At 51.5% G+C, this 13,443-nt stretch carries 13 protein-coding genes; 8 read left to right on the top strand and 5 right to left on the bottom strand.

Annotation, left to right across the window (positions count from 1 at the left end):
* Positions 1-53 precede the first annotated feature (53 nt).
* The 4 genes from yidC to rpmH are packed head-to-tail and all read right to left on the bottom strand — an operon-like array spanning position 54 to position 2,430.
* Positions 54-1,688 (bottom strand): membrane protein insertase YidC, encoded by a 1,635-nt coding sequence (gene yidC, locus GW591_RS20035; RefSeq protein ID WP_166861293.1) that lies wholly within the window; start codon positions 1,686-1,688, stop codon positions 54-56.
* A 2-nt stretch (positions 1,689-1,690) separates the two neighbouring features.
* A complete protein-coding gene (gene yidD, locus GW591_RS20030) occupies positions 1,691-1,948 on the bottom strand; it encodes a membrane protein insertion efficiency factor YidD (protein WP_013577705.1) in 258 nt (85 codons plus the stop codon).
* Positions 1,912-2,271 (bottom strand): ribonuclease P protein component, encoded by a 360-nt coding sequence (gene rnpA / locus GW591_RS20025; RefSeq protein WP_071823635.1) that lies wholly within the window; start codon positions 2,269-2,271, stop codon positions 1,912-1,914. The genes yidD and rnpA overlap by 37 nt, the downstream gene beginning before the upstream one ends.
* 18 nt (positions 2,272-2,289) lie before the next feature.
* Positions 2,290-2,430, bottom strand: coding sequence for a 50S ribosomal protein L34 (rpmH, locus tag GW591_RS20020; protein WP_009637487.1), 141 nt, complete (start codon positions 2,428-2,430; stop codon positions 2,290-2,292).
* A 686-nt stretch (positions 2,431-3,116) separates the two neighbouring features.
* Here rpmH and dnaA point away from each other — a divergent pair.
* The 6 genes from dnaA to GW591_RS19990 all read left to right on the top strand — a co-directional run bounded on the left by dnaA (position 3,117) and on the right by GW591_RS19990 (position 11,511).
* Positions 3,117-4,508: a chromosomal replication initiator protein DnaA gene (dnaA, locus tag GW591_RS20015; RefSeq protein WP_014333276.1), complete on the top strand. Its 1,392-nt coding sequence runs from the start codon at positions 3,117-3,119 to the stop codon at positions 4,506-4,508.
* Between the two features lie 4 nt (positions 4,509-4,512).
* Positions 4,513-5,613 carry a DNA polymerase III subunit beta gene (dnaN, locus tag GW591_RS20010; RefSeq protein ID WP_013573353.1) on the top strand — a complete coding sequence of 367 codons (1,101 nt, stop codon included), beginning with the start codon at positions 4,513-4,515 and terminating at the stop codon, positions 5,611-5,613.
* Positions 5,614-5,740: 127 nt separating this feature from the next.
* Positions 5,741-6,829 (top strand): DNA replication/repair protein RecF, encoded by a 1,089-nt coding sequence (gene recF, locus GW591_RS20005; protein ID WP_121020036.1) that lies wholly within the window; start codon positions 5,741-5,743, stop codon positions 6,827-6,829.
* Between the two features lie 19 nt (positions 6,830-6,848).
* On the top strand, positions 6,849-9,263 hold the full coding sequence (gene gyrB, locus GW591_RS20000; protein WP_013573355.1) for a DNA topoisomerase (ATP-hydrolyzing) subunit B: 2,415 nt from the start codon (positions 6,849-6,851) through the stop codon (positions 9,261-9,263).
* Positions 9,264-9,406: 143 nt separating this feature from the next.
* Positions 9,407-10,222 (top strand): sugar-phosphatase, encoded by an 816-nt coding sequence (yidA, locus tag GW591_RS19995; RefSeq protein WP_119261053.1) that lies wholly within the window; start codon positions 9,407-9,409, stop codon positions 10,220-10,222.
* A gap of 26 nt (positions 10,223-10,248) precedes the next feature.
* Positions 10,249-11,511, top strand: a complete 1,263-nt coding sequence (locus GW591_RS19990) for a DUF3748 domain-containing protein (protein WP_166861291.1) — start codon at positions 10,249-10,251, stop codon at positions 11,509-11,511.
* Between the two features lie 42 nt (positions 11,512-11,553).
* Here GW591_RS19990 and GW591_RS19985 read toward each other — a convergent pair whose 3' ends face one another.
* Positions 11,554-11,931 (bottom strand): YceK/YidQ family lipoprotein, encoded by a 378-nt coding sequence (locus GW591_RS19985; RefSeq protein ID WP_013573358.1) that lies wholly within the window; start codon positions 11,929-11,931, stop codon positions 11,554-11,556.
* A gap of 379 nt (positions 11,932-12,310) precedes the next feature.
* On the opposite strand from GW591_RS19985, the gene ibpA reads away from it, so the two are divergent.
* Together ibpA and ibpB are read left to right on the top strand one after the other, a co-directional pair.
* Positions 12,311-12,721, top strand: coding sequence for a small heat shock chaperone IbpA (gene ibpA / locus GW591_RS19980; RefSeq protein WP_013573359.1), 411 nt, complete (start codon positions 12,311-12,313; stop codon positions 12,719-12,721).
* 129 nt (positions 12,722-12,850) lie between these two features.
* On the top strand, positions 12,851-13,285 hold the full coding sequence (ibpB, locus tag GW591_RS19975; RefSeq protein ID WP_013573361.1) for a small heat shock chaperone IbpB: 435 nt from the start codon (positions 12,851-12,853) through the stop codon (positions 13,283-13,285).
* The last annotated feature ends 158 nt before the right edge of the window (positions 13,286-13,443 follow it).

The following is a 13,443-nucleotide window of genomic DNA, read 5'->3' as shown; positions in this document are numbered from 1 at the left end:
TCTTTTTTATCATCAAGTTTAGCGGTCAGGACGAAAGCCGTCCTGACATTCACTTATGACTTTTTCTTGTCGCGGCTGTGCAGGCCACGTTTTTCCAGCCCGCGATAAATCAGCTGCTGCTGGAGAATGGTGACCAGGTTACTGACGATGTAGTACACCACCAGGCCAGACGGGAACCACAGGAAGAACACGGTGAAGATGACCGGCATGAAGGTCATGATCTTCTGCTGCATCGGGTCAGTGACGGTGGTCGGCGACATCTTCTGGATGAAGAACATCGTGATACCCATCAGAACCGGCAGAATGTAGTACGGGTCTTGTGCTGACAAGTCATGGATCCACAGGATGAATGGCGCGTGGCGCAGTTCAATGGAACCAGACAGCATGTAATACAGTGCCAGGAAGATTGGCATCTGAATAACCAGCGGCAGACAGCCACCCAGCGGGTTCACTTTCTCAGACTTATACAGCGCCATCATTTCCTGACTCATGCGCTGTTTGTCATCACCGATACGTTCACGCATGGCGGCCAGTTTCGGCTGCAACATACGCATTTTCGCCATCGACGTGTACTGTGCGCGGGTCAGTGGATACATGATACCGCGAACAATAAAGGTGATAACGATGATCGAGAAGCCCCAGTTACCGACAAACCCTTGAATGAATTTCAACAGTTTGAACAGTGGCTGAGAGATGAACCATAACCAACCGTAGTCAACCGTCAGGTCAAGGTGTGGCGCGATAGCGGCCATCTTGTCCTGAATTTCCGGACCAACCCACAGGATAGAAGCAACTTGTTGCTGTGCACCTGGTGCAACGGTAAACGGTGTGCCTTTAAAGCCAATCGTTGAAATACCGTTATTGGTGGTGGTGAAGAAGGTATTGGTGTCTTTCGCTGATGGGATCCACGCCGTTGCAAAGTACTGCTGCAACATCGCAACCCAACCACCCTGAGTCGTGACATTCAGTGCTTCGCTCTTATCGAACGCATACTTCTGATATTTGTCATCACTTGAGGAATATGCCGCGCCGCGGAACGTGTGCAGAGCAAAGTTATTGCTGCCGGTATCACGGTGCTTAGGTAATTCGGTGGTTTGTTTCAGCTGACCGAACATGGTCAGTTCAAGCGGGGTAGCCGTGGTGTTGTTGATGTTGTATTCAACGTTTACCGCGTAAGAGCCACGTTTGATCACGAAGGTTTTGGTGTAAATCGCACCGTTCGCCGCCGTGTAAGTCATCGGAATGCGCAGTTCAGACTGGCCTTCAGCCATTGTGAAGGTATCGGAGCTCGCCTTGAACAGAGGGCGTTCACCGTTAGCCGGATTGTCTGGACCGTTTTTACCTGTCAGACCACTTTGTGCCTGATAGAGGAAATTAGGAGTGGTTTCCAGTAACTGGAAAGGCTGGTCAGAGCCCAAAGTCGTTGGGTAAGCCTTCAGCAGAGCCTGCTCAATGTCGCCACCACGGGTGTTGATCGTTAATGACAGCACATCACTGTTAACTGTAATTAATTTGCCCTGTCCGCTATCAGGAACAGCCTGATTAGTAGCATCACCGTTTGCAGTGTTCGCAGTCTGTTGCGTGGTCTGGTTGGCCGGTTGCGGAGCGTGGTCCGTTTGCCATGCCTGCCAGATCATGAAAGACACGAACAGCAGAGCGATGAGGAAAAGATTGCGTTGCGAATCCATCGTTAGTGTTCTCTGTTATTGTCGGTTTTCGGCGGTACGGGGTCATCACCACCTGGGTTCAAAGGATGGCATTTTAATACGCGTTTCAAAGTCAACCAACTGCCTTTTAACATGCCAAAACGACCAATTGCTTCAATACTGTATTGAGAGCAGGTTGGTCGAAAGCGGCAATGCGGCCCGAGCAACGGACTGATGAATAGCTGATAACCACGTATCAGCTTTATCAGGATGCGGGAGCCTGTCGGCAATGTCGACGCCATAATTTCTCCAACGCTTCCGTCAGCGCGCGATTATCTAAATCGGCGACACCCTTTTTGGCTACTACCACAAAATCCATCGACGGCAGCGTATGCTGATTCAACCGGAAACTTTCGCGGGTAAGGCGTTTGATCCGATTGCGTTCATGTGCGCGTTTGACGTGTTTTTTTGCGACGGTGAGACCGATGCGGGGATGCCCCAGCTCGTTCAGGCGGCCGAGTATAGTGATTTGCGGCGTGCCAGCCCGTTGTGGCTGCTGGAAGACGAAAGTGAAATGACGGGGAGTTAACAAACGTAACTCCCTGGGAAAAGCGAGCTTAACCACTAAATAGGTTAGCTTTTATTACTTAGAAGCTGACAGACGGGTACGGCCTTTCGCACGACGGCGAGCCAGAACCTGACGACCATTTTTGGTGGCCATACGAGCACGGAAGCCGTGGCTACGGTTGCGCTTCAATACGGACGGTTGGAAAGTGCGTTTCATGGCGATTTCTACCTAAACTTAAATTATTACTGATCAGTAAACGCGAAGACATTTCGGCGAAAAAACGACCGGTGCCTTTGTCGCAACATATAAAGAAGCGGGATTGTAATAACTGTACAGTCCTGAGTCAATTTACATTGCCAGAAATGGTTCAAGTGTTTACCAGAATTGCCCGTGGTCACACCGCAATATCCATCTGGTTATGACCATCAGGAACACAGGCTTCACACGTAGGGCTGAAGATTATACGGACTCTGCCGCAAATCGCAAGGATCCTCACCTGATCCTTATCCACAGGCGTGCGATCTTTCTCGCAGTATGATGAAATTTAACTCAGCGGACTCCTATTTTTTCACCAGAGTGATGATTACATCGCCTAATTTTAAAAGGATCGGCTAAGCTTACCCACTTGCCGATTGCTGCCTGTGGATAAAAAGGATCTAATCTGTCAGGAAGGGGAGGATCTCTGGGCCGTATTGCGTTATGATCCGCCATTCCGATCGCGATCCCGGCTGGGATGCTGTCGACAAAAACCGCAAAAAGCGGTTCGCACGTGACTTTACGCCACTGACAGGGTGGTGAGAGAAATTTTCCCCCATTAACGGGCGGAACGTGTGCCAAAAATCATGATTTAAAAAATATCCTGATCCTTTTCTTTTTTGATACTTGTTCGAGTGGAGTCCGCCGTGTCACTTTCGCTTTGGCAGCAATGTCTTGCCCGTTTGCAGGATGAACTACCTGCCACAGAATTCAGTATGTGGATACGCCCCCTGCAGGCGGAACTCAACGACAATACGCTGGCGCTGTATGCCCCGAATCGTTTTGTTCTGGATTGGGTTCGTGACAAATACCTAAATAATATTAACGGCTTGCTTAACGATTTCTGTGGCACGGATGCACCGTTGCTGCGTTTTGAAGTCGGCAGCAAGCCGGTGATCCAACGCGTCAGCCAGCCTGTTGCGGCCAGCGTCAGTTCACAGGCTGCGCCTGCCATTCCGCGTCTGGCGCCTTCCCGTCCAAGCTGGGACAGCTCACCGGCTCAGCCTGAGCTGTCTTATCGCTCTAACGTCAACCCGAAACATACCTTTGATAACTTCGTAGAAGGTAAATCTAACCAACTGGCTCGCGCGGCGGCGCGTCAGGTGGCGGATAATCCGGGTGGCGCGTACAACCCGCTTTTCCTCTATGGTGGCACTGGCCTGGGTAAAACCCACTTATTGCACGCCGTCGGTAACGGCATCATGGCGCGTAAAGCCAATGCCAAAGTGGTGTACATGCACTCCGAGCGTTTTGTACAGGACATGGTCAAAGCCCTGCAAAACAACGCCATCGAAGAATTCAAACGTTACTACCGTTCTGTTGATGCGTTGCTCATCGATGACATTCAATTTTTTGCTAATAAAGAACGTTCGCAGGAAGAGTTCTTCCACACCTTTAATGCCCTGCTGGAAGGTAATCAGCAGATCATCCTGACCTCGGATCGTTATCCAAAAGAGATCAACGGTGTTGAAGATCGTCTGAAATCGCGTTTCGGCTGGGGTCTGACGGTGGCTATCGAGCCGCCTGAATTAGAAACCCGCGTGGCGATCCTGATGAAAAAGGCGGACGAAAACGATATTCGTCTGCCGGGCGAAGTTGCCTTCTTTATTGCTAAACGTCTGCGATCGAATGTGCGTGAGCTTGAAGGCGCACTGAACCGTGTGATTGCCAACGCCAACTTTACCGGCCGTGCGATCACTATCGACTTCGTTCGTGAAGCGTTGCGCGATTTGTTAGCGCTTCAGGAGAAGCTGGTCACTATCGATAATATTCAGAAAACAGTGGCCGAATATTATAAAATCAAGGTCGCTGACCTGCTTTCCAAACGGCGCTCCCGTTCGGTAGCCCGCCCACGCCAGATGGCGATGGCGCTGGCGAAAGAGCTGACCAACCACAGCCTGCCAGAAATCGGCGATGCGTTCGGTGGTCGGGACCATACCACGGTGTTGCACGCCTGCCGTAAAATCGAGCAGTTGCGTGAAGAAAGTCACGACATCAAAGAAGATTTCTCCAACTTAATCAGAACATTATCTTCCTAGCGCTATGAAATTTATTGTTGAACGTGAGCATTTGCTGAAACCACTGCAACAGGTCAGTAGTCCGCTGGGTGGACGACCAACGTTGCCTATTCTGGGTAACCTGTTATTACAGGTGACGGATGGCGCGCTGTCGCTGACCGGGACGGATTTGGAAATGGAGATGGTGGCGAAAGTCGCGCTGTCTCAGCCACATGAAGCGGGTGCCACCACGGTGCCGGCGCGTAAATTCTTTGATATCTGCCGTGGATTGCCGGAAGGCGCGGAAATTTCCGTCGCGCTCGACGGCGACCGCATGCTGGTAAAATCAGGCCGCAGCCGTTTCTCGCTGTCGACCTTACCGGCGACAGATTTCCCTAATCTCGACGACTGGCAAAGCGAAGTAGAATTCACCCTGCCGCAGGCCACGTTGAAACGTCTGATCGAAGCCACGCAGTTTTCTATGGCCCATCAGGACGTTCGTTATTATTTAAACGGTATGCTGTTCGAAACCGAAGGTGAAGAACTGCGTACTGTCGCGACCGACGGTCACCGTCTGGCCGTATGTTCTATGCCAATCGGCCAGTCTCTGCCGTCGCATTCGGTGATCGTGCCGCGTAAAGGCGTGATGGAACTGGTGCGTCTGCTTGATGGCGGTGACACCACATTGCAGCTGCAAATCGGCAGCAACAATATCCGTGCTCACGTCGGCGACTTCATCTTTACCTCTAAACTGGTTGACGGTCGTTTCCCTGACTATCGCCGCGTATTGCCGAAAAATCCGGACAAAACGCTGCAGGCAGGCTGCGATTTGCTCAAGCAGGCGTTTGCCCGTGCCGCGATCCTGTCCAATGAAAAATTCCGCGGCGTGCGTTTGTATGTCAGCCATAACCAGCTGAAAATCACCGCGAATAACCCGGAACAGGAAGAAGCAGAAGAAATTCTGGATGTCGGTTACGAAGGCACTGAAATGGAAATCGGTTTCAACGTCAGTTACGTACTGGATGTGCTCAATGCACTCAAGTGCGAAGACGTTAATCTGTTGCTGACGGACTCTGTTTCCAGCGTGCAGATCGAAGACGCAGCCAGTCAGTCGGCGGCGTATGTCGTTATGCCAATGCGGCTGTAATCGGGCTATCTGACTTGTCATTTTGCGAGCGGGCAGTGTTCGCAATGCCCACGCACCTGAGTATGCTCCGCTTACTGTAGCTGCACGCAAACTGACTGCGACGATGATGCCCTGGAATGGATAGTAGATGGCCTTAACGCGCTTACTGATAAAAGATTTCCGCAACATCGAGGCGGCAGATTTAGATCCGTCGCCCGGTTTTAACTTTCTGGTCGGTCCCAATGGCAGCGGTAAAACCAGTGTGCTCGAAGCGGTCTATACGCTGGGGCATGGCCGCGCTTTTCGCAGTTTGCAGGCCGGACGCGTGATTCGTCACGATCAGCCGGAGTTTGTTCTCCATGCGCGTGTGGATGACGGCGGTGAACGTGAATTGTCGATTGGTCTGAGCAAAAGCCGTCAGGGCGACAGTAAAGTACGCATTGATGGCAGTGATGGCCACAAAGTGTCTGAACTGGCACAGATGCTGCCGATGCAACTGATCACACCCGAAGGCTTCACCCTGCTCAACGGCGGGCCGAAGTACCGGCGGGCATTTATTGACTGGGGTTGTTTTCATCACGACCCCGGTTTTTTTATCGCCTGGAGCAACCTGCGACGGTTACTCAAGCAGCGCAACGCCGCGCTGCGACAGGTGAGTCGTTATGCGCAAATTCGTGCCTGGGATCAGGAACTGATCCCGTTAGCCGGGCGTATTAGCGAATGGCGGGCAGCTTACAGCGACGCGATCGCGGCTGATATCAGCGCGACCTGCGCGCAATTCCTGCCCGAATTCGCCCTCAGTTTTTCTTTCCAGCGTGGATGGGATAAGGAGACTGAGTACGGCGAGTTGCTGGAGCGTAATTTTGAACGCGACAGAGCCTTAACCTATACCGCATCAGGCCCGCATAAAGCGGATTTCCGCATTCGTGCCGACGGCACGCCGGTGGAAGATTTACTGTCCCGTGGGCAGTTGAAGTTACTGATGTGTGCGCTGAGACTGGCGCAGGGTGAGTTTCTCACCCGACAGAGCGGGCGGCGTTGCCTGTATCTTCTTGACGATTTTGCCTCTGAGCTGGACGCCGACCGACGTCGGTTGCTGGCTGATCGCCTGAAAGCCACCCAGGCACAGGTTTTTGTCAGTGCGATAAGCGCTGAGCAAGTGACCGATATGATGGGTGAAAAGGGCAAGATGTTCCGCGTGGAACAAGGTAAAATAGCCGTTCTATCACAGGACTAAAAATGAGCGAGAAACGTTGATGTCGAATTCTTATGACTCCTCAAGTATCAAGGTATTAAAAGGGCTGGACGCGGTGCGTAAGCGCCCCGGCATGTATATCGGCGATACCGATGACGGCACTGGTCTGCACCACATGGTATTCGAGGTTGTGGACAACGCTATCGACGAAGCCCTCGCGGGCCACTGTAAAGAGATTCAGGTCACGATCCATGCGGATAACTCTGTTTCCGTACAGGATGATGGCCGTGGTATTCCGACCGGCATTCATGAAGAAGAGGGCGTTTCTGCTGCTCAGGTCATTATGACCGTTCTTCATGCTGGTGGTAAATTCGACGATAACTCGTATAAAGTCTCCGGCGGTCTGCATGGCGTAGGTGTTTCCGTCGTTAATGCCTTGTCGGAAAAACTGGAACTGGTTATCCGCCGTGAAGGCAAAGTGCACACTCAGACTTACGTGCACGGCGAGCCGCAGGATCCGCTGAAAGTGATTGGCGATACTGACGTAACCGGTACCACGGTACGTTTCTGGCCGAGCTTCAACACCTTCACCAATCACACAGAATTCGAGTATGAGATTCTGGCGAAACGCCTGCGTGAACTGTCATTCCTGAACTCCGGCGTGGCAATCCGTCTTCTGGATAAACGTGATGGTAAGAATGATCACTTCCATTATGAAGGCGGTATCAAAGCCTTCGTGGAATACCTGAACAAAAACAAAACCCCAATCCATCCGACCGTATTCTATTTCTCTACGATGAAGGACGATATTGGCGTTGAGGTTGCGTTGCAGTGGAATGATGGTTTCCAGGAAAACATTTACTGCTTCACCAACAATATTCCACAGCGCGATGGCGGGACTCACTTAGCCGGTTTCCGTTCGGCAATGACCCGTACCCTGAACGCTTACATGGATAAAGAAGGTTACAGCAAGAAATCCAAAATCAGCGCCACCGGTGACGATGCCCGTGAAGGTCTGATTGCTGTCGTTTCTGTGAAGGTACCGGATCCTAAGTTCTCTTCACAAACCAAAGACAAACTGGTTTCTTCTGAAGTGAAAACGGCTGTTGAAACGCTGATGAACGAGAAGCTGGTGGATTACCTGATGGAAAATCCGTCAGACGCCAAAATCGTTGTGGGAAAAATCATCGACGCTGCGCGCGCCCGTGAAGCAGCCCGTAAAGCCCGTGAAATGACCCGCCGTAAAGGTGCGCTGGACCTGGCTGGCTTGCCAGGCAAACTGGCGGACTGTCAGGAACGTGACCCGGCGCATTCCGAACTGTACTTAGTGGAAGGGGACTCAGCGGGCGGCTCTGCAAAACAAGGCCGTAACCGTAAGAACCAGGCGATTCTGCCGTTGAAAGGTAAAATCCTCAACGTAGAAAAAGCGCGCTTCGACAAAATGCTTTCTTCTCAGGAAGTGGCAACACTGATTACTGCGCTCGGTTGCGGCATTGGCCGTGACGAGTACAACCCGGACAAACTGCGCTATCACAGCATCATCATCATGACCGATGCCGACGTCGATGGTTCACACATCCGTACCCTGTTGCTGACGTTCTTCTACCGTCAGATGCCTGAAATTGTCGAGCGTGGCCACGTGTTTATCGCACAGCCGCCGTTGTACAAAGTGAAAAAAGGTAAGCAGGAACAGTACATTAAAGATGATGAAGCGATGGATCAGTATCAGATTTCCATTGCGATGGACGGGGCAACGTTACACGCCAACGCCCATGCACCAGCCCTGGCGGGTGAACCGCTGGAGAAACTGGTGGCTGAACATCACAGCGTGCAGAAAATGATTGGCCGCATGGAGCGTCGTTATCCGCGTGCGCTGCTGAATAACCTGATCTATCAGCCGACCCTGCCGGGGTCAGATCTGACCGATCAGGCGAAAGTTCAGACCTGGATAGAATCGCTGGTTGCGCGTCTCAATGAGAAAGAGCAGCACGGCAGTTCTTACAGCGCGATCGTGCGTGAAAACCGTGAACATCAGCTTTTCGAACCGGTTCTGCGTATCCGTACACACGGTGTTGATACGGATTACGATCTCGATGCAGACTTCATTCAGGGTGGCGAATACCGCAAAATCTGTGCGCTGGGCGAACAGCTGCGCGGCCTGATCGAAGAAGATGCCTTCATCGAACGTGGCGAACGCCGTCAGCCAGTGACCAGCTTCGAGCAGGCGCTGGAATGGCTGGTGAAAGAGTCCCGTCGTGGTCTGTCGATTCAGCGATACAAAGGTCTGGGCGAAATGAACCCTGATCAGCTGTGGGAAACCACCATGGATCCTGAACAACGTCGCATGTTACGTGTGACCGTGAAAGATGCCATCGCTGCTGACCAGTTGTTCACTACGCTGATGGGCGATGCGGTTGAACCGCGTCGCGCCTTCATCGAAGAGAATGCCCTGAAAGCGGCCAATATCGATATCTGATAATGGCGTGAGCTGATAAAGAGTCCGAAACGGGAAACCGCTTCGGACTTTTTTTTTCGTCTGACGCGACCCGCATTGCGGCTGGCTTTACAGCGGGTAATCGCGTTAGCATTGCGCAAGATTTCTTAAACTCTGAGGATGCTATGGCTATTGAATTAATTGCAATTGATATGGACGGGACATTGCTCAATCCGCAGCATGAAGTGACCCCTGCCGTTAAAAAAGCGTTGTCAGAAGCACGGGCGAAAGGTGTGCAAATCGTTCTGGCGACCGGCCGTCCGTTCGTCGGTGTGCAGCGTTATCTGATGGAACTGGATTTACAGCAGGACGGTTGTTACTGCATCACCAATAACGGCGCGCTTGTGCACAATGCGAAAGATGGCAGCGTAATTGCCGAAGTAGCCCTCAAAATTGAAGATTATCACTACTTTGAACAGCTGGCGCGTGACCTTGGTGTGCATTTCCATGCACTGACCCAAACCGACCTGTTTACCGCCAACCGCCATATCAGCAAATACAGCGTACATGAATCCTTCACCACCGGCATTCCGTTGCAATTCTGCCCGGCAGAGGAAATGGATCCGGCACTGACCTTCCCGAAAGTCATGATGATTGACGATCCGGACTTGCTGGATCGCGCCATCAGTCAGCTTCCTGCTGAAGCAAAAGAACGCTACACCATCATGAAAAGCTCACCGTATTTCCTCGAGATCCTCGATAAGCGCGTGAATAAAGGTGAAGGCGTGAAAGTACTGGCGGAAAAACTGGGTATCGCGCGGGAGAGCGTGATGACGCTCGGTGATCAGGAGAACGACATTGCGATGCTGGAATACGCCGGAATTGGTGTCGCGATGGGGAATGCGCTGGACAGCGTAAAAGCCGTCAGCCAGTTCGTTACCAAAACAAACACGGAAGACGGCGTGGCGTTTGCGGTCGAGAAATTTGTTCTGAACGTCTGAGCTTGTACCGAAGGAACCTTGCAGCCATGGAAAAACAATTAACTTCTGATGCCCGCGGGCATCAGCTCACCAACATTAATGTCTGGACGCCGGACAGCCAGTGGCTGGTGTATGACGTCCGTCCGCATGGCGGTTCTTTTAGCGGTTCAACCATTGAGCGCGTGAATGTCGAAACCGGTGAGACGGAAGTCCTTTATCAGGCAAAAGACGGCGCGCATGTGGGAGTGGTGACCGTCAGCCCGGATCTTACTGTCCGTTATGCGTTTATTCATGGCCCTGAAAATCCTGATGCCAGCTGGCAGTATGATTTTCATCACCGTCGTGGAGTTATTGTCACTGAGCCCGCGCGCGAAAAGGCCGTCACGCTGGATGCGATGGACATTACCGCCCCCTTTACCGCCGGAGCCCTGCGCGGTGGCACACATGTTCACGTCTTCAGCCCGGATGGTTCGCGTCTGAGCTTTACCTATAACGACCATGTGTTGCATGAACGCGATCCGGCGCTCGATCTGCGCAACGTCGGCGTGGCGATTTCAGGATATCCCGTTATTCCGCCAAAGCATCATCCCCGTGAATACGATGGAAGCCATTTCAGCATGCTGGTCAGCGAAACCACGCCCTGTCCTCACCCCGGCAGCGATGAAATCAACCGGGCTTACGAAGAAGGCTGGATTGGCCGTGAAGGCTATCTGAAACCGGATGGCAGCCGTCAGCGGTGGGCGCTGGCTTTTATCGGCGACACGCTTTCCGCTCGTGGCGAAAAGCACCCGGAAATCTTCGTGGTGGATTTGCCGCGCAATGATGAGGATTACCTTCAGGCGGGTGATAAACCTTTGCAGGGTACGCCGGAAATGCTGCCTGCGCCACCCGCGGGCGTGAAACAGAGACGGATTACTTTTACTGAAAATGGTATTGCCCTGCAACCGCGTCACTGGTTGCGCGTATCGCCGGATGGCGCAAAGATTGCGTTTCTGATGCAAGATGAAACCGGAGTGGTTCAGGTCTGGACGGTGTCACCTAACGGCGGCGCGCCGGCGCAAATCAGCCATTCTGAAAGCGGAATTCAATCAGCCTTCAGCTGGAGCCAGGACGGAAAATCACTGGCGCTGGTATGCGATAACAGCGTGATGCGGCTGGACATGGAAAGCGGAAAGATGCAGCGGTTAACGCAACGATCAGAAAACGCACCCTGTGCCGATGCCGTAGTGTATTCTCCCGATGGCAGCAAAGTGGCGTTTATGCGCCAGTGTAACGGCTATGCGCAGATTTGCGTGGCCGATAGCGATTAGCGAACGATGTAAACCGGTCGGAACAGGCCGGTTTTATTGTGACTACTTCTTATGTGTCGACGATTTTTGCTGACGCGGCGTGGTCGTCATGGGCGGGATGTGATCGATATCCACACCGTTACTCAGCGCAATATTGTGTTCTTCACTGGCTTTGACGCGATCGCGCGTCGTCACTTTTCCGCTGCGAAAATAATCATAAGGCAGCAATACCGTATCCAGCACGGCGCTGAACGGCAAATCAATCAACAGCAGCGGCGTCATCGCCCAACTGGTGTCATCGCTTTTTATCATATTCACATCAGCACGTGCGCCTGAATAATATCCGGTGTCACCACCTGTATGGCTCATTACGCTGGAGCAACCGCTCGTCGCTAAAAAAACACATCCTGTCATCAGCGGCGTTAATGCAAATTTCGTCATGTTAGAACTCATCTTATGCTGTCAGGCTGAGCTTATACGTCAATGTGACTTATACCACTCAGCCCAAAAAATTAACAAAGCAAGCTGTAGCTCTGTGGCTGCGATCCCATTAAGTGTAATTACTATTTGAAATCTTGCAGGAATTCGCCTGCTCTCCCTGGATTTTAGCCCTGTCCCGCCATGTATTTTGGCTGTCATCATATAAACAACAGCCAAATTTTTTGTTTTTTCAGGCTTGAAATATGCCCTTTTGTCTCCATTTTAACTGTACGACGCAGGAGGAGAAACGCCGGAAGGGTTCTTCTGTCATCACTGTGACGCTGGTCTGTCCGCCTGGAAGGCTATTTAAAAAACTCGCTGAATATCAGGAGAAGTAGCAATGCGTAATTTTGATTTATCCCCGCTCTACCGTTCTGCCATTGGTTTTGACCGTTTATTTAATCTTATCGAATCGGGTCAGAATCAGGGCGGCGGCTACCCCCCTTATAATGTCGAGTTGGTTGACGAAAATCATTACCGGATTGCTATCGCGGTCGCAGGTTTTGCCGAATCTGAGCTGGACATCACTGCGCATGACAACATGCTGCTGGTCAAAGGCGCGCATGCACCTGGCGATACTGAGCGAACCTATTTATATCAGGGCATCGCGGAACGTAATTTCGAGCGCAAATTCCAGCTGGCTGAACATATTCAGATAAAAGCGGCCAATTTGTCGAACGGTTTGCTGTATATCGATCTGGAACGCGTCGTTCCTGAGTCGTCCAAACCACGGCGTATCGAGATCCGTTAATTCAGCGACCATCATCGTTGTTGACCGCCACGAAATGAAAAAGTTTAGGCTCGCCGTCAGGGAGCTGTACTGTCACATCCAAAAAGGATGACGACATTAATCATCTCGCTTCAAAGAAGGAGTTACATTATGCGTAATTATGATATTTCCCCATTACTGCGTCAGTGGATTGGTTTCGATAAATTAGCCAGTTCAATGCAAGGCGCCGATCAGGCTTTTCCTCCTTACAATATTGAAAAGTCTGATGACAACCATTACCGCATTTCACTGGCGCTGGCCGGTTTCCAGCAAAGCGAACTGAATATTGAAGTCGAAGGGCCGCGATTAACGGTCAGCGGCACACCGGCTCAGCTGGAAACTAAAGTGGAATATTTGCATCAGGGGCTGGTGATTAAGCCTTTCACCCTGAGCTTCACGCTGGCAGAGCATATGCACGTCTCGGCGGCTGAATTTACGAATGGCCTTCTGCATATCAATCTGGTTCGTGATGTACCGGAAGCATTGCAACCGCAAAAAATTGCGATTGGTACTGAAAAACCGGCGCTGGAAAATCAGTCTGAATAAACGTGATCTGTTTATGTTCCCCCGATGAGGGGGAACATAAAACGGGATGTGATGAGGAATATATTATCTTAATCAGTAAGTAAAACGAGGTGTATTTATTTTGTTCAAGTCTTTCAAAGTGTTTTCCGTAATTGAAGCTCTTAGTGATGAGGTAAGCA

Source organism: Rahnella aceris (genome assembly GCF_011684115.1).
Taxonomy (GTDB): Bacteria; Pseudomonadota; Gammaproteobacteria; order Enterobacterales; family Enterobacteriaceae; genus Rahnella; species Rahnella aceris.
The sequence above is the reverse complement of the archived record's forward strand: the minus strand, read 5'-3'. Positions and strand labels throughout refer to the sequence as shown.

What these genes read in the sequence shown, in the direction of transcription:
- yidC (WP_166861293.1), bottom strand. Translation starts at nt 1,688, where the DNA reads ATGGATTCGCAACGCAATCTTTTCCTCATCGCTCTGCTGTTCGTGTCT.
- yidD (WP_013577705.1), bottom strand. Translation starts at nt 1,948, where the DNA reads ATGGCGTCGACATTGCCGACAGGCTCCCGCATCCTGATAAAGCTGATA.
- rpmH (WP_009637487.1), bottom strand. Translation starts at nt 2,430, where the DNA reads ATGAAACGCACTTTCCAACCGTCCGTATTGAAGCGCAACCGTAGCCAC.
- dnaN (WP_013573353.1), top strand. Translation starts at nt 4,513, where the DNA reads ATGAAATTTATTGTTGAACGTGAGCATTTGCTGAAACCACTGCAACAG.
- recF (WP_121020036.1), top strand. Translation starts at nt 5,741, where the DNA reads ATGGCCTTAACGCGCTTACTGATAAAAGATTTCCGCAACATCGAGGCG.
- gyrB (WP_013573355.1), top strand. Translation starts at nt 6,849, where the DNA reads ATGTCGAATTCTTATGACTCCTCAAGTATCAAGGTATTAAAAGGGCTG.
- yidA (WP_119261053.1), top strand. Translation starts at nt 9,407, where the DNA reads ATGGCTATTGAATTAATTGCAATTGATATGGACGGGACATTGCTCAAT.
- GW591_RS19990 (WP_166861291.1), top strand. Translation starts at nt 10,249, where the DNA reads ATGGAAAAACAATTAACTTCTGATGCCCGCGGGCATCAGCTCACCAAC.
- GW591_RS19985 (WP_013573358.1), bottom strand. Translation starts at nt 11,931, where the DNA reads ATGACGAAATTTGCATTAACGCCGCTGATGACAGGATGTGTTTTTTTA.
- ibpA (WP_013573359.1), top strand. Translation starts at nt 12,311, where the DNA reads ATGCGTAATTTTGATTTATCCCCGCTCTACCGTTCTGCCATTGGTTTT.
- ibpB (WP_013573361.1), top strand. Translation starts at nt 12,851, where the DNA reads ATGCGTAATTATGATATTTCCCCATTACTGCGTCAGTGGATTGGTTTC.